Below are 23,886 nucleotides of genomic sequence, written 5' to 3'. Positions count from 1 at the left end.
AGAACGTCATTGCGATGACCGTCGATATCAGGATTCCTTACTGCGATCTATTGACATTAAACTTTACTGGTGTATATTGACTACTGCCCTTACAGTTGCGACACACCAGGATTACGAACGCAGTTAGGGAGATCCGAAGACACCCATGGAGAAGAACCGTTCACCGGTCCGAACCCCCTCGGCCAGAAACGACCTCACCGACACCCCGACACCAAGGGCGGACCAACGCGCACCCGTCGCCCCCACAGCGGACGCGAACAAGTCGGACACCGCGTCGAACTACGCCTCCGCCCCGGGACCGCGCGCATCCGATATCGACGATCTCTGTCGGTCCTGGAACCTGCACCTGACCAAGCGCGAATCAGAGTTGACCCAGACCTTGACCGCAGTGGCCACACACGACAGTGCCCACGACGAACTGCGCGACGCCCAGGCCGTCCTGGACGGCGCCCCCGCCGAGATCCGAGAGCAGCGGCCCCGACGGGTCAAAAGGATCTGCGTCTTCCTTCCCTCCAACAACCTCCTCTACTCATACGTCCTCTTCGGACTCGTCCCGAGCCTGTACGCCGACGAGGTCCTGATCCGGCCGTCTGGCCGCGTCAAGGACACCGTTCTCGACCTCGACGGCATCCTCCGCGACCTCCCCGGGTCACGGGCCGCGATCGCCGACCAGACGCAGCGGCAGTTCCTCGCGACGGCCTCCGAAGCCGACATGGTGCTCTTCTCCGGCCGCTACGACAATATGCTCCGAATCCGCAAGGCCCTACCCGACTCCGTTCCCCTGCTCCACTTCGGATCGGGCCCCAACCCGATCGTGGTCGGCCCGGACGCCGACACCGGACGGGCCGCCGAGGCCGTCGTCCGCGCCCGCATGTACAACGGGGGCCAGGACTGCCTCAGCCCCGACCTGGTCATCGCCTCCCATGAGGTGATCGACGACCTGAGCGAGAGGATCGCCCGCTCGCTCAGATCGATCGAACGGTCGGACACCACCGCACGCGGCATGACCAACCCGCCCCTCTACTACGGCGACGCGTTCACCGCCGCCTCGGACTTCCTCTTCCGCCACCGCACCAGTATCGTCGGCGGCGGCCGCATAGACGTCACCGCGCAGTGGATCGAACCGACTCTCGTCCGACTCCCGGCCCTGGCCGGCGCGCACCCGCCGGAACTGTTCTCCCCCATCGTCTGTCTGGCCCCCTATAAAGAGGTCGGCCAGGTCCGCGACTGGCTGGATTCCGAATCCGAACGCGAACGCGGAATGTACGTCAGCGTGTTCGGAGAACCCGCCCTGAACGCCCCGGTCATCGGCACATCGGTCAACTGCGGACCGCGCACCGCCTTCGACGTGGAAGACGGCAACAGGCCGTTCGGAGGGTTCGGTCCGCAAGCGAGCGCACTCGCCCTCGGAGACCGGATCATCGGACGGCCCCTGCTGGCCTCGGCGGAGCTCGCCCCGACTCGCGAGGGCGGCCGATGAGCCCGACAGCCGCGGACAACCTCATCGCACGGGCCGAGGCCGAACACCGTCCGCCTCCCACCTCGGGACCGCCGGTGCCCTCCTGGTGGAGATCGGCTCCCCAAGCCGTCTCCGACGCCCTGACCGAGCTGGCGCACTTCTCCGGGAACCGCTTCCCGTCCCTGCACCTGGCCGTCTCCGACTACTGCCGCGTCAGCGCGGACGTCTACGCCCAGCGAGTCCGGGCGCGCAAGTGGCGGCTCCGGCCGTCCGCCTCCGTGGAGCTCGAACCGAGCCGCCTTCTCTCCCACTACTTCACCACGAGCGACCCCGTCGCCGCCTATCACCATTGCGGCCCTGACGACCTACGGGACGCCGTCATATCCGCCCGCGCACAGGCCGAGGGGGACAACCCGCCCGCCGTAGTCCGCGTCGTGTGCGACGAGGACTGGCTGGAGGCCCAGGCCGCCCTCGTAACGACCGCCCAGCGGTCCGGCGTATCCCGGACCGTCCCGAATCCCCTCCTGTTCCCCGGAGCCGCCGATGCCTACTGACCCGACCCCGCCCCGCTTCTGGACCTCCCTGTGCGACCACTTGGCCGCCAACGGCACCGACTTCGTCGCCGGGTTCCCCTCCGATACCCCGTCGCTGGTCGACGCCGCCTGCCTCCATTCCGAACTCACCGCCGTCGTCCCGCGCGATCAGAAGATGCTCGGGCCCATGGCGGCGGGCTACACGCACCGGACCGGTCGGCCCGCCGCGATCGAGATCTCCAGCGGTCCATCCCTGGCCAACGCGGTGACCGGGCTGGCGGAGCTCGCCTCCATGGGCCTCCCCGCCGTCGTCGTCGTCGGATCGGTGCCCGAGTCCCGTCGTGGACGCGGAGACTTCCAAGACCTGGCCCAGCGGTCCCTCCTGGAACCGCTGTCGGTCTGGTACCACGCGGTGGACGACCCGGCAGACGTGCCGTGGGCGGTGCGAACGGCGCTGTGGCAGGCCCGAGGCCCCCGCCCGGGCCTGGCGGTCCTGGACATCCCGTTTCCGGTCGGGGACGGCGACCCCGCCCCGGCTCCGACGGACGCCGCGCCGACGACGCCCCCGACGGCCGACTGCTCGCCCTCGGACGTGGACACGGCCGCCGAACTCCTGCGGAGGTCCGAACGGCCGCTCATTCTCATCGGCGGAGGCGCCCGGGCGGCCGGGGCCGGGGCAGAGTCCCTCGCCTTGGCCGAAGTCCTGGAGGCCCCGATCCTGTCGACGGCCTCGGGGCGCGGCTGCGTCCCCGAAGACCGCGACCCCTACCTGGGGTTGGCGGGCCTCTACCGCAACCCCGCGGTGGCAGAGGCCGTGGAACACGCCGACGCGGTCGTCTGCGCCGGTTCCCGGCTGGAAGAGACGGCCCGCATGAAATGGGACGGCCTCGAGCGCACCGCGCTCATCAGGATCGACACCGACCACAACGCACAATCCAGCGGTCCCGAGGCCGACGTGTTCCTCCGAGCCGACGCCCGAACCGCCTTGCGGCGGCTGACGGCGGCCCTCCCCGCGCGCGACCGGACCGCATGGCGAGCGGAACGGGTCCGGGCACGGGAGAACCTCCTCGACCGAGCCGGAGGAGGGTCCGTCGCGGCAACGCTGCGCGCCCTCACCGACGCGTACGACGACTCTCCATGGCTCCTGGCCCAGGAGAACGGATTCCACGACCTGTGGGGCTACGACTTCCCCACCCTCCACTTGGGCCGCAACGGTTCGGTCGTCACACCGGGCGAGCAGACCATGATGGGGTTCGCGCTGCCCGCCCTGCTGGGCGCGGCCATGGCCGACACCGGAGAAGACCTCGTCGCGGCCTGCGGCGACGGAGCCCTGGAAATGAGCATGCCGGCCCTTGCGACACTGCGGCGGCACCGGATCGGCGCGACCGTCCTCGTCTGGGACAACGGCGGATGGGGCTGGCCCCGCTCCGAGAGGACGGCGACCGCCCACCTGATGGACTTCGGCGAGTCCCGGACCCTGCCGAGCCTCGCGGGCATGTTCGACGCCGTTCTGGACGCCGACGACCCGACGACGAGTCTGCGCACCGCCAAGGAGAACGCGCGCAAGGGCGAACTCTCGCTGATCGCCGTCTCCGCCGACGACGCCGCCGCCCCGCCGGCAGCGGACGAAGAGTCCCCCGGACCGGAAGGAGGACACGGGTGACCGACCGGTACGCGAAACTCCGCCTGCACGTCGACGGCGAACAGGTGACCCCCTCCCACCTGGCGCGAACCGTTGATCACGCCACGCGGCTGCTGCGCGACTGCGGAGCGGAACCGGGCCGGGGCGTCCTGGCCCCGCTGTCCAACGGCGTCGCGTTCGTCGTCGCCGCGGCCGCCGCCCACCGTCTCGGCGCGCCCCTCGTACTTCGATCCCCTTACAGCCGAACCGAGGGGCTTCCCCTCGCCGCCGAGACCGACGACACCGGAAACCGTGCCGACCCCGTCGCGGTCAAGCCGCTCCGCCCCGCCGCCGATCCGTTCCCCGAAGAGACCACGCTCGTCTGCCCCACCTCGGGAAGCACCGGAGACCCCAAACTCGCCCTCTTCAACGCCGACGGGCAGGACCACCAGAACCGCGCGACCGCGGCGCGGCTCCGCTACGGGCCTGACGACGGACTGTGCCTGCCCCTGCCCCTCAACCACGCCTACGGGTTCAGCGTCATGGGCACGGCGGCGCACGCCGGAGCGTCCCTGTGGCTGGAACCCGGCGGCGGCGTCACGGCCCTGACCGCCCGCGTCAGAAACCGGGAAGTCACTTCCCTCGACGGCGTCCCCGGCCTCTACCGCACCCTGATCGGCAGGCTCCGCGACCCCGCCGGGATCCGCTCGCTCCAGGCGCTCCGCGTCCGCGGATGCGGAGGCGAGATCCTGCCGCGCGCGCTCGAGGACCGCTACCGGGACCTCGACGCGCCGCTCCACAACGGCTACGGGCTCACCGAGGCCGGCCCCAACGTGGCCGTCAACCACCGCGACCGGCCCGTCGCGGGAACCGCCGGCCCCCCGCTGGACGGCACGGAGACCCGCATAGACCCCGAGACCGGGGAACTGTCCGTCCGCTCCCCCTCCCTGTCGATCGGGTACCACGGACCCGACACGCTGCCCCTGACCGACGGCTGGCTGGCCACCGGCGACCGGGCCGAATGGAGGAACGGGGGCCTCGCCCTGACCGGACGGCTCTCGGAGAGGCTCAAGATCATGGGAGAGACCGTCATCCTCAGCGACCTCGAAGCCGCGGTCGGCTACCGCCCCCCGGTCGAGAGGACCGCACTGGCGGCCCTGCCCGACCACCGCGGCGAACAGCGCCTCCACGCTCTCGTCGAGGCGCCCGGCGACGCGGACCTCTCCGCGTGGAGCAACCACCTGCGCGCCATGCTGCCGCCCCGGCTCCGACCGCGGAGCGTTCGCCGGGTCACCGCCCTCCCCCTCCTGCCCAACGGGAAGCTCGACCGCGCCCGGATCTCGGCCGCGCTCTACGGCCGGAAGGAGGCACAATGACCGACGACCTCCGGCCGGCCCTGACCGGCATCTCCGTCGACCTACCGGGCGGCGGCGACCTGGACCGGTTGTGGACGGCGGCGTCCACCCCCCTGAACGGCGACCTGGACTTCACGCGGCAGAAGACCGCGGCCCTGGAGCGCGTGGTGGACGACGCCCTCTCCCGAGCCCGACTGGACCACGACCCGGATTCACCACCGACGGTCCTACTCTGCACCCAAGCGGCGATACCCGACACCGGCACGTCGCCGTTCTTCCAAGGGCCACCCGCCGGAGGACTGGACACCCGCCTAGGCCGACTCCCGGTCATGGCGCTCTCCCATGCCTGCGCCACAGGGGGATTCGCCATCGACCTGGCCTCGTCACTGATCCGCGCCGATCCCGGCCGCCCCGTCGTGGTCGCCGGCGCCTCCCTCCCCGACCCCGGCGAAACCCTGAGCATGGAGGCGGTCGGCGCTCTCACCGGAGACCGCGTGCGCCCCTTCGACCGACGCCGGTCCGGCATAGCCATCGGCCGAGGGGCCGCCGCCCTGAGCCTGGAAGCCGTGTCGTCGGCCCGCGCTCGCCGAGCACCCGTGCGCGCCGTCATTGGCGGTTCGGCCGTCCGGGCCGCACGGGGCAAGACCGACACCGACCAGGCATGCGCCCGGTCCGTCATCGACGAAGCGCTCGCCGGTGCCCGCACCGTGGACGCCGTGTGCGCCCACGCCACCGGCACCGTCGTCGGCGACCGCGCCGAATTCGAGGTGCTCCGCTCCTACGCCGCCGACCACCGGCGCGATGGACTGCCCGTCTACTCCGTCAAAGGGGCCGTCGGGCACCTGCTGCACACCTCCGCCCTCGTGGGAGCCGCCCACGCCGTGCTGGCGCTGGAACGCTCCGCGATCCCCGCCACCGAGGGATGCGACGAGCCCTTCGCGAACGATCCCCACCTGCGCGTGACCACCGCGGAGGAGCAGCGCCCGCTGCGGCGCCTCCTCGTCAACGCCTTCGGCTTCGGCGGAAACTACGCCTCCTTCACCGTGGAACGACCCGACCTCCTGGAGAACCCGTGAACGACACGACACTGCAGAACGGCGACCGACCCGACCCCGGACCGCCCGCACCGGTCGACGACCCGCCCGCCTCGGCGCGCTACGCCCTCTTCTCCAGCATCTTCATGATCGAACTGGGCTCCTCGGTGACCATGGTCGCCCTTCCGCTGCTCCTCCTGGACAGCTACGGCCTCAGCGTCGCCGCCGGACTCGCCTTCGCCGCCCGCATGATCCCCGGCGTCCTGTTCGGTCCCATCGTCGGCGACTTCATCGCCCGCAAAGACCCCCGCAAGGTCGCCGCCGTCAGCGCCGTCGGCGCCGCCGTCCTCGTCGCCGCCGTCCCCTGGACCACCGCCATCTGGCAGATCCAGGCCCTGGGATTCTGCATCGGCCTCTGCCACATGTTCGCCGGCCCCGCCCGCCTCGCCCTGCGGCCGCGCGTCCTGCGCAAGGGCCGGGAGCTGGAGGGCAACGGCCAACTCGTCTCCGTCGAGCGCCTGCCCGGCCTCATCGGCCCGCCGCTGGTGGGCATCGCCTGGGTGTCGGTCGGATTCCCCGTCCTGTTCCTCGCCGACGCCGCGGCCTGCCTCATCGCCGCCTTCCTCGTCTTCCTCGTCCCCGACGGCGACACCGACGCGCACGGTCGCGACGACCGCGACGACAGGCGCGACGGCCTCCTCGCAGCCCTGACATCGCCGCTGCGCAAGATCCGCATCGCCTACCGGGACAGCGTCAAAGGCATGGTCGGCGTGGTGGCGCGCGACCGCTTCCTCCTGGGGCTCACACTCACCGGCTTCTTCTATGTGGGAGCCATGGCCATGGGACGGCTCTTCCTCGTCCAGCTGGCCGATACCTCGTTCCCGACCGTCCCAGGCCTCTACGGGTACCTGCTGGGAGCCATGGCCGTCGGCGCCGTGCTGGGCGGCCTCGTCGTCGGAAAACTCCGCAAGATCCCCAACGGATGGCTCTACATCGCCGGAAACGTCCTGGAAGCCGTTGCCTGGGCGGCGGTGCTCTACGTCGGGGACCCGGTCCTCGCCCTGGGCCTGATGTTCTTCACCGGACTCACCGAAGCACTCGCCACCGCCGTGTTCTTCGCCGAAGCGCAGAAACGCATCCCCGAACGCTACGCCGGCCACTACTACGCGGCGCTGGTGCCCATCAGCGACTCGTTCGGAGTCGCCGGAGCCGTCTGCGGCGCCGCCCTGGCCGCGGTGTCGCTCAACGGAACCGCCTGGTCCATTGCCGCCCTCATCGCACTGCCCGTGATAGCGACTCTGCGCTGGTACCTACCCCGATCCAAGACCCCGACCGAACAGGGCGACCATGACTGACGAACACTTCCGGGCCAGCGAATTCCTATCGACCGTCCGCCTCGGCGACACCTGGGTGCTCACCCACACCGCGACAGGCGAACGAGCCGTCGTGGACGGCGCCCTGGGCACGGCCGTCACCGACCTGGCCCGACGCGACTCCTTCGGCCTCGAGGACATCCGCGCCGCCGTCCCAGAAGCCGACGCGCGGGGCGTCGCGGAGTTCCTCCAGCGCCGCGACCTGATCGTCCACCCCGGCCACGACGAGCGAGCCGAACTGACCGCACTCGTGTCCCGGACGGAGAAGCCCGCCGCGTTCGCCCACGGGACCCGGAGCCGCATGGCCGACACCGGCCGGCAACGCTACTGGCAACCCGACCGGATCGGCGCGGACTCCGTCCGCGAGGCCCTCCGACCGACCACCATGGTCCTCGTCGGCGGATGCACCGCCGAGTTCACCCGCGACCCGCTCGTCCGCCTGGGACTGGAACGCGGCCTCGACCTGACCGCCGTCGGCACCTGGCCCGACCGAACCGGGAAGGTCGGCAGGCTCGCGGCGGAGCACTCCCCCGACGCCACCGTCCTCCAACTGCCGATCCAGCCCTTCCTCACCGCCCTCTGGGACTCCGGCCCCCTGGCCTCGCCCGGTGAGCGGCGCGACCGGGTCCGGCAGCTCAAAGAGCGCGTCCGACGATGGGTGGACGCCCTCGCCGAGGCCCCCGGCCTCGGCATCGTCCACAACTTCGGCCCCTCCGCCCTCTCCCCTTACGGCCGCTACGAAAGCGCCGTCGAGGTCAATACCCGTGCGGTGACGGCAGAGCTCAACGCCTACCTCGACGAACTCCTGCGGGACCGCCCCGGCCTGATGCTCCTCGACGAAGAGCGCCTCGTCGCCAGGCACGGCGCGGCGCGCCTCTTCGACGACCGCCACTTCCCCTTCGGCCACCACGGCGGCTCCCTGGACCCAGAGGTCCAACGCCCCCACCAACTCCCGCTGTACGGGGAGGTACTCGCGCGCGAGTACCTCGACCTCTGGGAGGCGCACACCGCACGCGGCCGGGTCAAGTGCCTCGTCGTCGACCTCGACGACACCCTGTGGCCGGGCATCGCCGCCGAGGACGGATTCGGCTGGCTGGACCGCGACGACACCTCCACCTGGACGCACCTCGGCCTGAACCAGTCCCTCCAGCTCCTGAAATCCCGAGGCCTGCTGCTGGCCGCGTGCTCCAAGGGAACCGCCGAACGCACCCTGGAGGCCTGGGAGAAGGCCCGCCACCCGACGCTGCTGCGGCCCGAGGACTTCGTCATCGTCGACATCGACTGGACGCCCAAGTCCGGCAGGGTCCGGCGCATCGCCGAACGCCTGGGCTGCGCTGAGGAGGCCCTCGTCTTCCTCGACGACAACCCGGTCGAACGCCACGAAGTCGGCCGAGCGCTCCCCGGAGTCGGAATCCTCGACGGCCCGGTCCACTCGTTCCGGGAGACCCTCCTGAGCGACCCCGCCTTCGACCGACCCCCGCCCGGAGCCGAGGCCGCCGCGCGGACCGAGACCACCCGGGGCATGCTGGCCCGCAGCGAGGCCGGCGAAGGGCTCTCCCACTCCGAACTCGCCGCCGAGGTCCAGGCCTCCGTGGAGGTCCGGCCGGCCGCCGAACCCGACCTCCCGCGCCTGACCGAACTGTCCGAACGCACCAACCAGTTCCGAATCTCCCCGTGGCGCCCCGACCGGGCAGAACTGGGCAAGGCCGTGGCAGAGGGGCGCGTCTACACCGCCCGGGCCCGCGACCGGTACGCCGACTACGGACTCGTCGGCATGTGCCTGTTCGAGGAACGGGAAGTGCGGTCCCTGACCGTCAGCTGCAGAGTCATCGGGCTGGGAGTCGGCCCCGACCTCCTCGCCGCCGCACTGCGATCCCACGGCCTGGACCGGACAGGAGCCCAGGGAACGTTCGTCCCGACCGACCGCAACGGTCCCGCCGCACACGTGTTCACCGACACCGGCTTCCGCCGGGAGCCGGACCCCGACACCGCCGTCCGCTACCGCCTGGACGGCCCCGAGAACCTGAACGGTCCGGGGCCCCACGTCGACTACCTCCCGAAAGGAGGACGATAGCCATGCCCCGTTGGAGCACCCTGCTCGACGAAGCGACCCTGGACGAGATGTCCGAGTTGCCCGCCGAGGCGGTCATCGGCCACGCCGAGTCCACCTTCGCCTCCCGCCCCACCTACCAGACCCTGTACCGCGCCTGGGACCGGCAGCACTGGTCATCGGAGGAACTGGACTTCGAACGCGATGCCGAGCAATGGAAGAGGATCCCCAAAGCCACACGGCGCCGGCTGGAGCGGCTCATCCGGCACTTCCTCATCGGCGAGTACTCCGGGCTGGACCTCCTGGCGCCGATCTCCCTCTGCGCCCCGGACGAAGACGCCCTGCTCTACCTCGGGACCCAAGTCGGCGACGAGGCCCGGCACACCCGCCTGCTCGACCGCATCGCCCGGGAGGCGGCCCTGCTGGAGTCCGACGGACTCCGGGCGGCGCTCACCGAGTCCTGGCGCGAGGCGACCCCCGCGCAGAAGGCCTTGAACCGCTTCGAGGCCGAACTGGTCGGCTCGCTCACCTCAGGCACGGCCGGGTACGACGAATGGATGCGAACGGTCGCTGTCTTCCACCTGGTGACCGAAGGCGTCCTGGCCCTGCCCGCCCAACGGGGACTGGTCCGAACCCTGAGCGGCGGCACCATGCTCCAGAACGTCAAGGCCGGATTCGTCGCGATGACCCGCGACGAGGCCAGGCATGTGGCCTTCGGTATCGAGGCCCTGAGACGCGGAGTCGGCGCACACGGCACACCCGCGCGCGTCGACGCGACCGCCGAGTCCCTGCGCCGGGCGCTAGCACTGGCCGTCGCCGTCGAGCTGCCCGAGACCCCCACCGAGGAGGAGAGGGACGAGGCGCTCCTCTTCGCCCGGGACATGGAGGCCGAGGCCCATCGTCGTCTCCGCCTCCTCGATCTGCCGGCCGGCGTGGTCCAGTGGATCGGGTCGGGAATCGCCGACGCCGTGGAGGCCGTGGCCGCCGCACCGACCGTCGAGAGGGCCCCGGCATGACAGACCACCGTGTGGACGTCGTCACCGTGACTCGAGGCAGGCCGGACGGTCTGCGTCGAGCCATGGACTCGGTCGCCGGCCAGGTCGGCGTCTCCGTGAGGCACATCGTCGTCGGCGACGCGTGCCCTGCTCTGGCGGACGGGCGCTTCCGCGCCGAACTGCAGCGGCGTTTCCCCGCCGCGGTGGTGCACAACGAGGAGCGCCCGCCGGAAGCGTCGGGCGAGTACGTCTTCTCCAGGCTGGCCAGACTGCGGAACCTCGGCGTCGCGTTGGGAGACAACCCCTATGTGGGTCACCTCGACGACGACAACGCCTACCGCTCCGACCACCTCGCCCGCCTCGCCCAGTGCCTCGAGGACGATCCCGACGCCGGCGTGGCGCACAGCTGGCGCCGGCTGACGACCCCGGACGGCCGTGAATTCGTCCCTCGGGGGATCGACCCCTGGCAGCCGGACCCCGACGCGGCGAGGGCCTCCTACCGAGACCTGGCGAAGATCGGCGTCTTCACTCCGGGGTCACCGGTCGTCCGCGACGTATTCCGCCACGGAGACCGGCTGATAGCCCGACTCGACACCAACGAACTGCTGGTGCGCCGCACGGTGCACGAAACGATCCCCTTTCCCACCGAGTACTCCGCGGCCCGGCGCCGACTGCAGTGGAGCGAGGACTTCGCCTTCGCGGTCCGGCTCGGCAGGGAGGGGATCGGCGTCACTTGCAGCGAGCGGCCCACGGTCGACTACACCATGGGCGGGCTCTCGAACACCACTGCCACGGAGGGAACCGCGTGAACACGGAGACCGAGGACGTCATCACGGTGCACGCCGCGGAGCGGCGCCCGCAGAGCGGACCCGCGACCTGGGGACAGTACGCGATCTGGAAAGAGCTGGTCCGCAGGGGCGAGGAAGAGCACCTCTTCAACCTCGACTGGGTGGTCGACCTTCCCGAGGGGACCACCGACGACGGTCTGGCCGCGACAGTGCGCGACCTCGTCCGGCGGCAGGAATCCCTCCGGACGGTCTTCCAGGAGACCGGCGAAGGCGACGTCGTCCAGACGTCCCTCCCCTCCGCCGCCGTTCCCTGGCACCGGATGACCTCCCCGCCGGACTCGGCCGACGACGCGATTCGCCGGGCCGCCGCCGAGTCGCGAACCGTCCGGTTCCGGCACGGCAGCGAGCCGCCCTTGCGCGTCATCACGTGCGGCCCCGAGAACCGGCCCATTCGCGCGGCCCTGGTCGTCTCCCATTTGGCGACGGACTTCAACGGCCTGCGGATCCTGGCCGGCGAGTGGTCCGACCTGCTCGCCGGGAAGACTCTCGACGACCTGCCCCCCGCGACCTCCCCACTGCGGCTCGCCGAGTGGCAGGCGTCGCCCGAAGGCCTCGACCGCCGCGAAAAGTCGGCCTCCCACTGGGTGGAGTGCTTCCGTTCCACGCCGGACATGAACCCGCGCCCCGACCTGGCGGACCGGCGGGACCCGGTCTATTGGACGGGGACCCTCACCTCCCCGGCCATCGCCTCGGCCCTCACGCCACTGGCCGAGGCCAATGGCGTGAGCACGACCGCCGTCCTCCTCGCCGCGGCGGCCACCGCCCTCGGCGACGTCACCGGGTCGACGCACCCAATGTTCATGTTGATGTGCCACAACAGGACTCGTAAGCCCTTCCGCGACTGCGTCAGCCCCGTCGCGCTGGAGGGGGCCTTCGCGGTAGACCTGTCCGGCGGAGGACCGCCCTACTCGAAGGCGTGGAAAGCGTGCCTCGCCGCCTACCGCAACGCCCAGTACCACAAAGGGGAGCTCCGGAGGCACCTGTCCGAATCGGGAGCCGAACCCGCCGGGCTCAAGGGGCGGTGCTGGTTCAACGACCTCCGTTTCGAGCTCAACCCCCCGCCCGCCGAGGCCGCGACCGAGACCGCCTCCTCCTTCGCCTGGACCGCCAAAGCGCACAATCGCGGAACGGAGGACCTCGCCTTCCACGTCCGCGACTCCCCCGGAAGCGTCGAGGTCGCCCTCACCGCCCGCACGGACTATTTCGGCCCCGACGCCATCCGCGACTGCCTCGCCGTGTTCGAGTCCGTCGCCGCCGGGACCACCGCCCACTGAGAAAGAGGACCGCTGACATGCACCGACCGGACTCCGAAATCCGGCTGAGCACCGCCATCATGCACCACCCCTCCCGCACCGAGCTGATAGCCCACCTGCTCGGCAGGAGCGCCTCCCTCTCCCCGGAGGTCGTGGCCGACCCGGAGCCGGACGGGGTCCCCAGCCCGCTGCGGACGGCCAAGAGGGCGTGGGCCGCGGTCGGAGACGACGCGACGCACCACATGGTCCTCCAGGACGACGTGACGCCGGCGCCCGGCATCGCCGACCACCTCCAGGCCGTCGTGTCCCGCCATCCCGACGCGGGCATCAGCCTGTGCGTCAATTGGAACAGCCCGCACAACTCGTATCTGGTGCGGCGAGCGGCGCTCCGCGGAGCCTCCTACGCCGCGTTGACCTACCGGGAATGGGTGCCCACCTTCGGGTTCATCCTCCCGGCCGACCTGGCCCGCTCCATGGCCGCCTATCTCGCCGAGTACCCCGACGCCTACCGCGACGACGACGAACTCGTCGCGGGCTTCTGCCGGGAGAACGGCGTACCGGTCTTCGCGTGCCTGCCCAACCTCTTGGAGCACAGCGACCTCCCGAGCGTCGCCGGCAATGACGACCACGGCGAGCGCCTCTCCGTCCTCCCGTTCGACCACCGCCCGGTCCGAACGGCGCACTGGACGGGTCCGGTCGCCCCGGAGGAGACGGCCCTGCAGCGCGGCGCCCCGCGCCCCTTCGCCGTCGAGATGGCGAACTCCAGAACGTACCTGCGGTTCCTCCGCCATGAGAAGGGGGAACCTCTCGAACACCCCTTCGGTTGGCCCTGGGAGTCCTGGTCCGGGCTCGTCGGCGTCGAGCCCTCCGAGATCGCGGAATCCTTCGAGGCCTGGAGCGCGGGGCGGCCCCTTCCCGCCTCCCGGGAGACCTGCCGCGAACTGTGGGCCGCCGCTTACCTCCTCGGCCGGGACGCGGCCTCGTCGGACACGGCGGCAAAGGCCGACGGCGACATGAGGACCTCCGTCCTGCGCACCTGGATCGGCTGCGGACTCACGCCGGAGGACCGGCCGGAATCCGACGAAGAGCTGCTCGACCTGAGCTCGGCGGCGGCGCACGCGGGCGCATCCGGCGCGGACGAGTCCCCCGTGCCGCTGGTCGAGGCGTTGGCACGGCGGCATGCCGAAGCCGTGACCTCGTCCGCCCCCTCCATGCCGCCGTTGGACTTGGTGGCCACTGCCTGCCCTGAATGCGGTCGTGAGACGCCTCTGTTCGGCGCGGAGAACCTTCCCTACGAGGACGTGCGCGTCCTCTACGGCAACGCGGAGCGTTCCGACCGCCTGCGACTGCGGTTCCTCGCGTGCGAAGTGCCCGACACGAGGTCCATGGCGGGCTTGGCCGCCAAGGCGGAGCGGCTGCCCTCTCCGGTCGATCTGCGGACCAGGGGCGTGCGGACCGCCGAATCGCCGTCCGGCGGCAGAGCGCTCCTCCGCGAGATGGTGGAGGACGAGCGCCGGTGGGACGCGCTGGAAGAGGTCAAGCCGGACGCGACGCTCACCGTGCCGGCGTTCTCCCGCTCGGAGAGCTTCCTCGGTCCCCACGGCGAGGGGCGCTATGCGCCCTATCTGGACTCCGTATACCGCCGTGCCCTGGACGACGCGATTCGTGGGCTCTTCTGACATGCGCGCCGACTTCCCCTTCCACGTCTCTGCGGTGTTGTTCGACCTGGACGGCACGCTCGTCAACTCGACCGCCGCCGTCGACCGGCACACCAGGCTCTGGGCCGACCGCTGCGGCCTGGATCCCGAATGGACCATCGCCGCCACACGCGGCATCGCCGATGAGGAGTTCATACCCCGCCTCGTCCCGCACCGGGATCCCGAGGCGGAGCTGGCCTGGCTCACCGCACTGTCATGCCGGGACACGGAGGGCATCCGGCCGGTGCCGGGAGCCGACCGGACGTTGGACCGCCTCCCGCCGAGGCGGTGGGGTGTCGTGACGGCGGCGGCCCGTACGGTGGCCGCCGCCCGGATCGCCGCGGCCGGGCTCCCCGAGCCTCCGCTCCTCCTCACGGCGGAGGACGTCGGATCCGGGAAACCCGATCCGGAGGGGTACCTCAAAGGGGCCGCCGCGCTCGGTGTGCCCCCGGCCGACTGCCTCGTCTTCGAGGACTCGCCCACGGGACGCAGGGCCGGCGCGGACGCGGGAATGACCGTGGTCGCGGTGGGGGCGCCTCCTCACGATATGGAGGTCCCCCACTTGCGAGACTTCACCGAGGCCGCTGTGTCGACGTCCGCGGACGGTCGTCTCGTTCTAGCTCGACGACACCGTCGCGGCAGCCGAATCTGACGACGTCCTCCGCGGCCTCTGCGACGGTGCTCGCCTCCCCCGGCACGGTCCTGCGGACACGGCGGACCGGGATGTTCCGGCCCTCTATCGGAGCGAACGCCCGCGGGTAGGGCCCGAGCAGGGCCCTTACGAGGCGGTCCACCTCGCCGACGGACATCATGTGGTCGATGCGGCCGTCGTCGGGCCGTCGCTTCGGCCACCGGCTGGCGTCGTCGTCGGCCTGCGTTTCGGCGGGCACGCTCCGGGCGGCCAGCTGCCTCGCCAGAGCGGAGCCCGCCTCTCCGTGGACCTGCGCGAACCGGTGGAACAGCGACGAGGCCGTTTCACCGGTTCTCACCTCCAGTCCGTGCTGGGCGATCAGGGGGCCGGTGTCGGCCTGCGCCTCCAGGAAGAAGACCGACAGTGCGGTCTCCCGGCGGCCCTTGATGACCGTCCACGGGATCGGCGCCTGTCCGCGCCCGTCCGGAAGGCGGGTCGGATGCATGCCGACGCACCCCGCGGAACGACGGGGGCCGTCGTCCCGCCCGTGCAGTTCTTCGGGGAGGGCAAGGATCTCCGGATGGACCAGTCGGGACCAGCCTATGACGAGGATGAAGTGCGGTTCGTGCGAGGACAGCACGTCGGACAGTCCGATCAGGCTCCCGTCCCCGGCCTCGTGGAAGTCGGAGCCCTCCTGCTCCGCCAGGTCCGCGATCGAGCGGTACCCGACCGTTCCCCCCGCCCGGGAGGAGGGGAGGCCGATCATGACCGGAGCTTCCAGGCGCCCCGCCAGGTACTCCTCGGAGGACAGTATTCCCTCGAACGCCCGGCGTCCGAACTCGTGGCCAGTGACCAGGGCCAAGCGGGTGGAATCGTTCATCGCGCCCCCTAGGCCGGCGTCACTTTGCCCTGGAGCAGCGCGATCAAGAGCTGGTTGTCCAGAGTCGGGTTGTTGTCGGCGTAATCGTCGTCCACCTCAACGGACCCTATGTTGAGCCCTATCCGGTACCGCGAGGTGTGCTTGCCCTCCCAGATCGGAAGACGGGGCAGGTACTCGTTGAAGATCAGGGCGATCTTCCCGTTCGCGGCCAGCATTTCGTCGTAGTCCTCCGATCCGAAGGCGTCCTGGTAGATCTCGTCCACGGACACCTTCCCGAACGCCTCCGTCTCGATCCCCTCGGTTTCGACGCCCATGCCGGGTTCGCCCTTCGTCCGAAGGTTCTCGTAGAAGAAGTTCCACTCCGCGGCGCCGGAGGGCATGGGGCGCAGAGTGCTGCCCCACTGGCGGATGGCCATGTCGTACTCGCCGGAGGGAAGGATCGTGAGGAAGTCCTCCTGGGGGACGGGATTGAACTCCACGTCGAGGCCGAAGTCCTGTAGCTGCGCCGCGATGGCCGTGGCCGCGTCCGTCCAGTCCGTCCACCCCTCGGGCGCGATGAGCGTGTACTTTTTGGCCTTGCCGTCAGGGCCCGACCACGATCCGCCGTCCTTCGACCAGCCGGCCTCCTCCATCAGGCCGGCGGCTTTGTCCACATCGTACTCGTAGTAGACGAGCTCGCCGGTGTCGGACAGGATCTCCTCAGTGTGGAGGACGGAATAGCCCGAGTCGTAGTGGTTCTCAGTGTATCCGTACGACCCGACGGCGGCCTCTGCCACGGCATCGCGGTCGATGGCGTGCAGCATGGCCTTGCGGACACGGACGTCGGCGAATTCCCCATGCCGGTTGTTGTTCAAGGCGATACCGCCCCCGGAGTAGTTCGCGTGTTCCAACTCCACCACACCGTCGAGCTCCATGACGGCTTCACGGTCGTTCGGGGTGAGGACGTTGGTGGCGTAGTCGATCTCGCCGGACCGCAAGAACGGGAGGATGTCGGTGTTCCCCGCGACCCGCGCGGCCACTTCCTGAAACTTGACCTTGTCTCCGAAAAGCCCCTCCTCGTGGAGTTCGAATACGACGAGGTTGTCCGACTGCTCCTGAAAACGAAAAGGTCCGCAGCTGACCCAGTCCTCGAATGAGAGGTCGGAGAGCTCCGAGGTGAACGCCGTCTGCTCGTCCGATCCCCAGAAATCGGAACCCTTGGACATCAGATCGCCCGCTCGGTCCATGAACTCGCCGTACCGGGCGTACGAGTGGACCAATGCCGTCGCGGCTTTGTAGGCGACGCCTTCGAACACTTTGCTCAGCGCCAGTTCGACGGTGCGCTCGTCCACGACCGTGATCTCGTCGACATAGGGCCACGTGGTGTCAGAGGAATCGGCCAAGGCCCAGGCCAGCTTGAACGTCCCTGCCAGGTCGGTCGCTGTCACGGACTCCCCATCGGTCCACTCGACCCCCTGGCGGAGGACGAACGTGAGGGTCTTGGCCTGGTCGTCCACATCGACGGACTCGGCGAGCATCGGAATGTAATCCGCCGAGTTCCAGTCATAGAGCGCGGGTTTGGGGTAGAAGAGCGGTGCGATGGCCTGCTTGACCAGCAGGGCGTCATCCTCCATCGGAGGGTTCTTGTGCTGTTTCACCGGGTTCATGTCGGCGACCATGGTGAAGCGCCCTCCGCGCCCGCCGCCGGATCCCCCTCCATCGGCCTTGCAACCGGACAGTACGCCCGCCCCGGCCAGAGCAGCCGCTCCGAGGCCCGACGCCTGTACCAGCCGTCGGCGGGAGAGTTCGATTCTCTGGGACGGCATTGTCTCCACCTTTCAGTTTCGAATACATGAGTATGTCGTTAAAGGAGAAGGGGCCGGCCCAAGAAGGGTCCGGCCCCCTGTGTCGGTATAGCCCTGTGAGTGCTAGACCGGAGTCACTTTTCCGTTCAGAAGCGCGAGGACGAGCGGATTGTCCCGAGTCGGGTCGTTGTCGGCCAGGCCGGCGTCGATCTCGACCTTGCCGATGTTGTTCCCGGTCCGGTACTGCGTGAGGTGCCGGTCCTCCCAGAGAGGCAGGCGCGGCAGAGTCTCGTTGAAGATGACGGCCAGCTTCTCGTTGGCCTCCTTCAGCTTCTCCTCGTCCGGGTTGGAACTCGCGTCCTCGTAGATGTCCCGGACATTGACCTCTCCATAGGCCTCGGTCTCGACCTTCTCGGTCTCGACCCCCATCCCGGGCTCGGACTTCGTTCCGAGGTTCTCGATGAGGAAGGCGAACTCGCCCGATCCCGAGTACATCGGGCGGAAGGGGCTGCCCCAGTGGCGCATGGTCATGTCGTACTCACCGGACACCCACATGTCGGCGATGTCCGCGTGGGGAACGGTCTGGAACTCGACGTTGAGGCCGAACTCCTGGAGCTGCTTGGCGGCGGCCGTGGCGGCGTCGATCCAGTCGTTCCAGCCTTCGGGAGCGATCAGGGCGTACTTCTTGGTCTCGCCGTTCGGGTCGACCCACTTGTCGCCGTCCTTCTCCCAGCCGGCCGCCTCCATGGCCTTCGTCGCCTTGTCCAGGTCGTAGTCGTAGTAGGTGAGGCCGTCCAGGTCCGACACGAGTTCCTCGGTGTGGAGGACCGGGTAACCGGAGTCGTAGTGGTTCGGCGTGAATCCGTCCGCACCGAGCGCCACCTGGGAGATGCCGTCACGGTCCATGGCGTGCAGGATGGCCTTTCGGACATTGTAGTCGGCCAGCTCCGGGTGCCTGGTGTTGCTGAGAGCGATGCCGGCACCGGTGAGGGCCTTGTGCTCCAGCTGCTCCACACCATCGATCCCCAGCAGCGCCTCGCGGTCGCTCGGAGAGACGACGTTCGTCGAGTAGTCGACCTCTCCCGTCTGGATGAAGTTCAGAACGTCGGTGTTGCCCGCGGCCCGGGCCGCGACCTTCTCGAACATGACCTGGTCGGCGAACAGGCCGTCCGGGTTGTGGGTGAAGACCACCGTGTTGTCGTTCTGGCTCTCGAACTTGTAGGGTCCGCAGCTGATCCAGTCCTCGAAGTTCAAGTTGGCCAGGTTCGCCATGTACTCGGACTGCGCGTCCGAACCCCAGGCGTCGGTTCCCTGCTCGAAGAGCTCCCTCGCCTCGGCGATATTGTCCGCGTACCGGACCGACGAGTGGGCGGGGCGAACCGCCGCCCAGTACTCGATACGGTCGAAGTAGGTGGAGAAGGAGACCTCGACGGTCTGCTCGTCGACCACCTCGATGCCGTCGACGTACGGCCAAGTGGGGTTGTTGACGTCAGAGTTCGCCCAGTCCATGAGGAGGGCGCCCTCTACGTCGGCCGCGGTCACGTCATTGCCGTCGGTCCACTTGATCCCCTCCTTCACCTTGATCGTCAGGAGCTTGGCGTCTTCGTCCATGCTGACTTCGCCGAGCATGGGGATGTACTCGCCGGTGGACCAGTTGAAGTTGGAGATCTTGGGGTAGAAGAGGGGGGCGATGGCCTGGTAGACCAGGAGCGCGTCTTCTTCGTTCAGCGGGTTCTTGTGCTGGGCGTCCGGAGTCATGTCGGCGACCATGGTGAAGGTTCCACGACGCTCGCCGCTGCCGCCACCGCCCGGGCTGTCGGCCTTGCAGGCGCTGAGGACGCCGGCGCCGGCGACGCCGGCGGCTCCCAGGCCCGCCGTCTGCATCAGACGGCGGCGGGACATCTCGAATTTCTGAGAGGTCATTGCCTCTTCCTTTCGATCAGAATTGAAATAACACACACGATGAGAAGGAAGACCCCGAGTCCGCACGTCGCTGCGCTCAGCGTGAACTCGGCGCTTCCAGCGGGGTGGTACCACGCGGAGAGGCCGCCCAGCAGCGCCAGGAGCACTCCCATGACCATTCCGGACCGCGCGATCAGCGTGATCACGAGGCCACCTTCTCCGCCGCCTGTGCGTGATCCCGCGAGACCACGGTGCAGGCCAGTCGCCTCTTTCCGTCCAGTTCGGCCAGAGGCGGGGTCACAGTGTCGCAGTCTCCGCTCTTGAAGAGCGGGCACCGCGGGTGGAAGCTGCAGCCGGAGGGGAGATCGGTGAGATCGGGGATCTCCGCGCTGCGCAGGCCACCGGATTTATCGCCGCTCTTGGCCAACCGGGGGTCCGGCTCGCAGACGGCGGCGATGAGCGCCTTGGTGTAGGGGTGTTGCGGGTCGTTGATGATCTGGGGGGTCGGCCCCTTCTCGACGACCTTGCCCAGGTACATGACGGCTATCTCGCCGTCCCAGGCGAAGTACTTGGCGACCGCGAGGTCGTGGGTGATCATCATGAAGCCGACTCCGAGGTCGTCGCGGAGGCGGCTCATGGTGTTCAGAAGGCTGACGCGGATGGAGACGTCGAGCATCGAGGTGGGCTCGTCGGCGATGATCACCTTCGGGTCCAGAGCCAGCGCCCTCGCCACGTTCACGCGTTGGCGCTGTCCTCCCGACATCTGGTTGGGGTGTTTGTCGAGGTATGTCTCCGGCGGAGTCAGGTCCACCAGTTCGAGCAGTTCGGCCGCTCGTTGGCGCGCCTGCTTCTTGGTCGTGACCACGCGGTGCCTGCGCAATCCCGCCGTCAAACTCGAGAGGACCGTGCGGATCGGGTTGAGCGCCGCATAGGGGTCCTGGTGGATGTACTGCACGCCCATGCGGAAGTCCTTGTAGGCGGCTCCCTTGAGCGAGTAGACATCCCGTCCCTGGTACTCGACCGACCCGCCTGTGGGGCGCGCCAGTCCGGCGGCGGCCCGGGCCGTGGTGGTCTTGCCACAGCCGGACTCGCCCACGACGCAGACCACCTTGCCCGGGGTGATGTCGATATCGACACCGCCCACGGCGGGTACAGCGCCCTTGCGGGTCTGGAAGACCTGTTCGAGTCCCTTGAGTCGCAGAATCGGCTCAGGCATCGGCGTTCATCCTTCCTCGGAACTCGACCTGCTCGGAGTGCAGGCAGCGGACGGTATGGGAGAGCCCTTGGCCGCGCTCGACCAGCGTCTCGAGGGACGGTATGCCCGAACGGCACTCTCCGGTCGCGTAGTCGCAGCGGGGGTTGAAGGTGCAGCCCTTCGGCAGGGAGTCCAACCCCGGCGGGGAGCCGGGAATGGAACTGAGGTTTCGGATGTCGCCCTGAACGGGGAGGACCGCGTTGATGAGACCCGCCGTATAGGGGTGCTTCGGGTTGTAGAAGATGTCCTCGGCGTTGCCCGTCTCGATGATCCTTCCGGCGTACATGGTGGAGACGCGGTCGGCCATCTCTGCGGCGAGCCCGAGGTCGTGGGTCACGAAGATCATCGTGAACCCGAATTCCTGGCGCAGGTCGTGAAGCTGTTCGACAATGCCTCGCTGAGTCAGCAGGTCCAGCGCCGTCGTCGGCTCGTCGAGCACGAGTACCTGCGGGTCGAGGGCCAGTGCCAGGGCGATCAAGGCTCGCTGCTTCATCCCTCCCGACAGTTCGTGAGGGTAGGAGTTGAGCACTCGCTGCGGGTCCAGGCGGACTCGGTGCAGCAGCTCGGTCGCGCGCTTCTCGATATCCCTGCGGCTCAGGCGCTTGGCGCTGTGGTCCCGGAGCGTGTCCGCGAAGTGCGCACCGATCTTGATGACCGGGTTGAAGGCGTTCATCGCACCTTGGAACACCATGGCCGCCTCGGTCCAGCGGAACTCGCGGAGCTCTTTCTCGTTGAGCTTCATGATGTCGACTTCACGCCCGTCTTTGAGACGGAAGATCGCCTCGCCCTGCGGAATACGGCCGAGCTTGGGCAACAGCCGCAGCAGTCCCAGGCCGAGGGTGGTCTTTCCACAGCCCGACTCTCCCACCAGGGCCATCGACTGACCGGGATAGAGGTCGAAGCTGATGTCATCGGCGGCGACTACGCGGCTGTTCTTTCCCGTCTGGTAGGCGATCTGAAGATTCCGTACCGAGAGGATCGGCTTTTCCGAACTCATGGCTGTCCTACCTTTCCCTCAGGCGGGGGTTGAAGACCTGCTCCAACGAGCGCTGGACGGTCACCAGCGCGACGGTGAACAGAACGATCAGAAGCAGGGGTATGAGGATGTAGAGGAGGCCGGTGGTGTGAAGGAAGGCGTTCCTCTGCCAGCCCTCGTTGACCATGACACCCCAGTTGTTCTCGTTCGGCGGCAGCAGTCCCAGCACGTACATGCCGACGAGGCTGTAGATGGCCAGGTTGATCGCCTGCACGAAGCTGATGGCCAGGAATCCGACCATGTTCGGCACGATGTCGACGAAGAGGATCCGGGCCGTGCCCACCTCCTGGAGCTTCGCCGCCTCCACGAACTCGCGCTCTTTAAGCGACATGACCTGCGCTCGAATGGCGCGAGTCAGGTACGGCCAAGCGGTGAGACCGATGACGAGGCCGACCTGCCAGGGGTTCAGGTTGCCCAGGAAGGAGATCAGCAGCAACACGACGATCAGCGCCGGGATGGTGACGATCATGTCCGTTATATAGAGGATCAAGGTGTCGAACCAGCCGCGCAGATATCCGGCCAGGGATCCCAGGACGATCGCCACCACCAGTGCTATGGCGCCGGCGAAGATTCCGATCGTGATCGGCTGCAGACCCCCCAGGATGGTCTGCTGAAAGACGTCCTGGCCGAAGTTGTTGGTTCCCAGCCAGTGTTCGGAGGAAGGCGGGGCCCAGGGATTGCGCAGTACCTGCGGGTTGTCCCAGCCGACGAAGAACGGCCCGATATAGGCGACGCCGAGGACGAACGCGAGGAGCAGGGCTCCGACGAAGCCGGCCTTGGAGCGTGTCAGCCCGAGGTACATCCTTTTGGCGATCCCGGGCTCTTTCTCGGGAGCGGTGGCGGTCATTACTTGCTCTCCTTGTCACCGAGGCGGATGCGGGGGTCGAGCCGGGAGTTGAGGACGTCCACCAAGAAGTTGGCGAAGACCACCGACGCGGTGAGGAAGATGGTGAAGCCCTGCACGACCGGATAGTCCTTGGAACGGATCGCCTCGTAGAACATCTGGCCGGAACCGCGGTACTGCATGAGCTGTTCCACGACGATCGCACCGCCGACGACGGTTCCGAGCGCCAGGGCGATCTGCGGGACCACCGGCAGGAGAGCGTTGCGACCGACGTACATGGTGCGGATGCGGCCCTCTTTGAGGCCGCGGGCGCGGGCGACTGTCACATACTCCTCGCCCATGACTTCGGCGGTCGTGGACTTCATGGTGAGGATCCAGCCGCCGGCCACCGTGATGGCGTAGGCGATGATGGGGAGCATCGCGTGGTAGAGCGCATCGCCGAAGAAGGTGAGGTTGAACCCCGGTTCCACGTACAAGGAGAGTCGCCCTTGCATGCTCGCGTAGTCGAAGAGGCCGAGCGATACGGATCCGACGAGGATGATGATGGCGAGGAACAGGTAGTTGGGAACCGCGGCCATGATGCCCGCGATGGGGGTGACGATCTGGTCGACGATGCCGTTGCGCTTGTAGGCCAGGATCATGCCGATGAAGAGGCCGGCGACGATCGCGACGGTGACGCCCACCCCTACGCTGAACAGCGTCCAGGGAAGGTACTCCATGATGCGGTCGAGGACCGGTTCGGGCGTGCCGGTGAGGGTCGTCCCGAAATCCCCCTTGAAAACGCTGGTCAGATAGTCCCAGTACTGTACCAGCAGCGGTTGGTCCGGGTCGAAGTTCACCCTCGCGCGGGCGATGTTGTAGGCCCTGTCCGAGGGGGTTCCCTGCGCGATCAGGGTGGCGGCCATGGTGTCGATGGGCCCCTTGGGCATGGCGCGCAGAAGGAAGAAGACTCCAGTGATGACCAGGAAAATGGTCACCAGGGAGTGGATGAAGCGTTTGAGCACGTAGTTACGCTTGACTCGCCTCCATAGAGACGGCCTGTTCTCCCCGTGGGACGGCGGGGGCTCTTCCACCGCTGGGTCCGGAGACGTGGTTGCAATGGCCACGTTGGTACCCCTTCGTACTTGGCGATTGGCGATCACGTAATGAGAAAGAAAACTTTCTGTTTTGAACGTACCTGTGGTCGCGTGGCTCACGCCAGTGCGAGGAGGCAATCTTTATCATTCTTAACCGCTGTTGATACGGTTCCGTGACCGAAGGGGGAGGGGACCAGCGTAATCCCAGTATACGAACGGAATTCGGGCATGACCAGCACCCCGCCGGGCCTTAACTACCA

Annotated in this window: 20 protein-coding genes; 12 read left to right on the top strand and 8 right to left on the bottom strand. The window is 68.6% G+C overall.

The annotated features are described in order from the left end of the window. Positions 1–145 precede the first annotated feature (145 nt). From ACFTE1_RS22165 to ACFTE1_RS22110, 12 genes are read left to right on the top strand one after another with little or no spacing between them, the layout of a single operon-like run. Positions 146–1,480: an aldehyde dehydrogenase family protein gene (locus tag ACFTE1_RS22165; protein WP_380623341.1), complete on the top strand. Its 1,335-nt coding sequence runs from the start codon at positions 146–148 to the stop codon at positions 1,478–1,480. Then, the gene (locus ACFTE1_RS22160; protein ID WP_380623340.1) at positions 1,477–2,013 is read left to right on the top strand and encodes a hypothetical protein; all 537 of its coding nucleotides are present in this window, start codon (positions 1,477–1,479) and stop codon (positions 2,011–2,013) included. Before ACFTE1_RS22165 ends, ACFTE1_RS22160 begins: the two co-directional genes overlap by 4 nt. Then, the gene (locus ACFTE1_RS22155; protein WP_380623339.1) at positions 2,003–3,655 is read left to right on the top strand and encodes a thiamine pyrophosphate-binding protein; all 1,653 of its coding nucleotides are present in this window, start codon (positions 2,003–2,005) and stop codon (positions 3,653–3,655) included. The genes ACFTE1_RS22160 and ACFTE1_RS22155 overlap by 11 nt, the downstream gene beginning before the upstream one ends. After that, positions 3,652–4,989, top strand: coding sequence for a class I adenylate-forming enzyme family protein (locus tag ACFTE1_RS22150; protein ID WP_380623337.1), 1,338 nt, complete (start codon positions 3,652–3,654; stop codon positions 4,987–4,989). The genes ACFTE1_RS22155 and ACFTE1_RS22150 overlap by 4 nt, the downstream gene beginning before the upstream one ends. Beyond that, positions 4,986–6,044: a beta-ketoacyl synthase N-terminal-like domain-containing protein gene (locus ACFTE1_RS22145; protein ID WP_380623335.1), complete on the top strand. Its 1,059-nt coding sequence runs from the start codon at positions 4,986–4,988 to the stop codon at positions 6,042–6,044. The genes ACFTE1_RS22150 and ACFTE1_RS22145 overlap by 4 nt, the downstream gene beginning before the upstream one ends. After that, positions 6,041–7,357: an MFS transporter gene (locus ACFTE1_RS22140; protein ID WP_380623333.1), complete on the top strand. Its 1,317-nt coding sequence runs from the start codon at positions 6,041–6,043 to the stop codon at positions 7,355–7,357. Before ACFTE1_RS22145 ends, ACFTE1_RS22140 begins: the two co-directional genes overlap by 4 nt. Beyond that, on the top strand, positions 7,350–9,449 hold the full coding sequence (locus ACFTE1_RS22135; RefSeq protein ID WP_380623331.1) for an HAD-IIIC family phosphatase: 2,100 nt from the start codon (positions 7,350–7,352) through the stop codon (positions 9,447–9,449). The genes ACFTE1_RS22140 and ACFTE1_RS22135 overlap by 8 nt, the downstream gene beginning before the upstream one ends. A gap of 2 nt (positions 9,450–9,451) precedes the next feature. Further along, positions 9,452–10,441 (top strand): ribonucleotide-diphosphate reductase subunit beta, encoded by a 990-nt coding sequence (locus ACFTE1_RS22130; protein ID WP_380623329.1) that lies wholly within the window; start codon positions 9,452–9,454, stop codon positions 10,439–10,441. Continuing rightward, positions 10,438–11,229 (top strand): glycosyltransferase family 2 protein, encoded by a 792-nt coding sequence (locus ACFTE1_RS22125; protein WP_380623327.1) that lies wholly within the window; start codon positions 10,438–10,440, stop codon positions 11,227–11,229. Before ACFTE1_RS22130 ends, ACFTE1_RS22125 begins: the two co-directional genes overlap by 4 nt. After that, positions 11,226–12,542 carry a condensation domain-containing protein gene (locus ACFTE1_RS22120; protein ID WP_380623325.1) on the top strand — a complete coding sequence of 439 codons (1,317 nt, stop codon included), beginning with the start codon at positions 11,226–11,228 and terminating at the stop codon, positions 12,540–12,542. The genes ACFTE1_RS22125 and ACFTE1_RS22120 overlap by 4 nt, the downstream gene beginning before the upstream one ends. A 17-nt stretch (positions 12,543–12,559) precedes the next feature. Beyond that, a complete protein-coding gene (locus tag ACFTE1_RS22115; protein WP_380623323.1) occupies positions 12,560–14,200 on the top strand; it encodes a hypothetical protein in 1,641 nt (546 codons plus the stop codon). Beyond that, the gene (locus ACFTE1_RS22110) at positions 14,187–14,870 is read left to right on the top strand and encodes an HAD-IA family hydrolase (protein ID WP_380762879.1); all 684 of its coding nucleotides are present in this window, start codon (positions 14,187–14,189) and stop codon (positions 14,868–14,870) included. Before ACFTE1_RS22115 ends, ACFTE1_RS22110 begins: the two co-directional genes overlap by 14 nt. On the opposite strand, the gene ACFTE1_RS22105 is transcribed toward ACFTE1_RS22110, so the two are convergent. From ACFTE1_RS22105 to ACFTE1_RS22070, 8 genes are all read right to left on the bottom strand, one after another. Continuing rightward, entirely contained in the window at positions 14,791–15,729 is a 939-nt protein-coding gene (locus ACFTE1_RS22105) for a methionyl-tRNA formyltransferase (RefSeq protein ID WP_380623319.1), read from the bottom strand. The two genes, ACFTE1_RS22110 and ACFTE1_RS22105, sit on opposite strands and share 80 nt — an antisense overlap. An 8-nt stretch (positions 15,730–15,737) precedes the next feature. Further along, positions 15,738–17,534: an ABC transporter substrate-binding protein gene (locus ACFTE1_RS22100; protein WP_380623317.1), complete on the bottom strand. Its 1,797-nt coding sequence runs from the start codon at positions 17,532–17,534 to the stop codon at positions 15,738–15,740. A 102-nt stretch (positions 17,535–17,636) separates the two neighbouring features. Next, a complete protein-coding gene (locus ACFTE1_RS22095) occupies positions 17,637–19,436 on the bottom strand; it encodes an ABC transporter substrate-binding protein (RefSeq protein WP_380623315.1) in 1,800 nt (599 codons plus the stop codon). Beyond that, on the bottom strand, positions 19,433–19,621 hold the full coding sequence (locus ACFTE1_RS22090; RefSeq protein ID WP_380623313.1) for a hypothetical protein: 189 nt from the start codon (positions 19,619–19,621) through the stop codon (positions 19,433–19,435). The genes ACFTE1_RS22095 and ACFTE1_RS22090 overlap by 4 nt, the downstream gene beginning before the upstream one ends. Next, complete coding sequence (locus tag ACFTE1_RS22085) at positions 19,618–20,631, bottom strand: ABC transporter ATP-binding protein (protein WP_380623311.1); 1,014 nt, start codon at positions 20,629–20,631, stop codon at positions 19,618–19,620. The genes ACFTE1_RS22090 and ACFTE1_RS22085 overlap by 4 nt, the downstream gene beginning before the upstream one ends. Then, positions 20,624–21,667 carry an ABC transporter ATP-binding protein gene (locus tag ACFTE1_RS22080; RefSeq protein WP_380623309.1) on the bottom strand — a complete coding sequence of 348 codons (1,044 nt, stop codon included), beginning with the start codon at positions 21,665–21,667 and terminating at the stop codon, positions 20,624–20,626. Before ACFTE1_RS22080 ends, ACFTE1_RS22085 begins: the two co-directional genes overlap by 8 nt. A gap of 7 nt (positions 21,668–21,674) precedes the next feature. Continuing rightward, positions 21,675–22,553, bottom strand: a complete 879-nt coding sequence (locus ACFTE1_RS22075; protein WP_380623307.1) for an ABC transporter permease — start codon at positions 22,551–22,553, stop codon at positions 21,675–21,677. Beyond that, complete coding sequence (locus ACFTE1_RS22070) at positions 22,553–23,554, bottom strand: ABC transporter permease (protein ID WP_380623305.1); 1,002 nt, start codon at positions 23,552–23,554, stop codon at positions 22,553–22,555. Before ACFTE1_RS22070 ends, ACFTE1_RS22075 begins: the two co-directional genes overlap by 1 nt. Between the last annotated feature and the right edge of the window lie 332 nt (positions 23,555–23,886).

Origin of the sequence: Salininema proteolyticum (assembly GCF_042685645.1) — a bacterium.
Taxonomy (GTDB): domain Bacteria; phylum Actinomycetota; class Actinomycetes; order Mycobacteriales; family Micromonosporaceae; genus Salininema; species Salininema proteolyticum.
Note: the sequence above shows the minus strand (reverse complement) of the source record. Positions and strands in the feature narration are given on the sequence as shown.

What these genes read in the sequence shown, in the direction of transcription:
- ACFTE1_RS22145 (WP_380623335.1), top strand. Translation starts at nt 4,986, where the DNA reads ATGACCGACGACCTCCGGCCGGCCCTGACCGGCATCTCCGTCGACCTA.
- ACFTE1_RS22160 (WP_380623340.1), top strand. Translation starts at nt 1,477, where the DNA reads ATGAGCCCGACAGCCGCGGACAACCTCATCGCACGGGCCGAGGCCGAA.
- ACFTE1_RS22075 (WP_380623307.1), bottom strand. Translation starts at nt 22,553, where the DNA reads ATGACCGCCACCGCTCCCGAGAAAGAGCCCGGGATCGCCAAAAGGATG.
- ACFTE1_RS22105 (WP_380623319.1), bottom strand. Translation starts at nt 15,729, where the DNA reads ATGAACGATTCCACCCGCTTGGCCCTGGTCACTGGCCACGAGTTCGGA.
- ACFTE1_RS22100 (WP_380623317.1), bottom strand. Translation starts at nt 17,534, where the DNA reads ATGCCGTCCCAGAGAATCGAACTCTCCCGCCGACGGCTGGTACAGGCG.
- ACFTE1_RS22130 (WP_380623329.1), top strand. Translation starts at nt 9,452, where the DNA reads ATGCCCCGTTGGAGCACCCTGCTCGACGAAGCGACCCTGGACGAGATG.
- ACFTE1_RS22165 (WP_380623341.1), top strand. Translation starts at nt 146, where the DNA reads ATGGAGAAGAACCGTTCACCGGTCCGAACCCCCTCGGCCAGAAACGAC.
- ACFTE1_RS22095 (WP_380623315.1), bottom strand. Translation starts at nt 19,436, where the DNA reads ATGACCTCTCAGAAATTCGAGATGTCCCGCCGCCGTCTGATGCAGACG.
- ACFTE1_RS22085 (WP_380623311.1), bottom strand. Translation starts at nt 20,631, where the DNA reads ATGCCTGAGCCGATTCTGCGACTCAAGGGACTCGAACAGGTCTTCCAG.
- ACFTE1_RS22155 (WP_380623339.1), top strand. Translation starts at nt 2,003, where the DNA reads ATGCCTACTGACCCGACCCCGCCCCGCTTCTGGACCTCCCTGTGCGAC.
- ACFTE1_RS22125 (WP_380623327.1), top strand. Translation starts at nt 10,438, where the DNA reads ATGACAGACCACCGTGTGGACGTCGTCACCGTGACTCGAGGCAGGCCG.
- ACFTE1_RS22080 (WP_380623309.1), bottom strand. Translation starts at nt 21,667, where the DNA reads ATGAGTTCGGAAAAGCCGATCCTCTCGGTACGGAATCTTCAGATCGCC.
- ACFTE1_RS22135 (WP_380623331.1), top strand. Translation starts at nt 7,350, where the DNA reads ATGACTGACGAACACTTCCGGGCCAGCGAATTCCTATCGACCGTCCGC.
- ACFTE1_RS22115 (WP_380623323.1), top strand. Translation starts at nt 12,560, where the DNA reads ATGCACCGACCGGACTCCGAAATCCGGCTGAGCACCGCCATCATGCAC.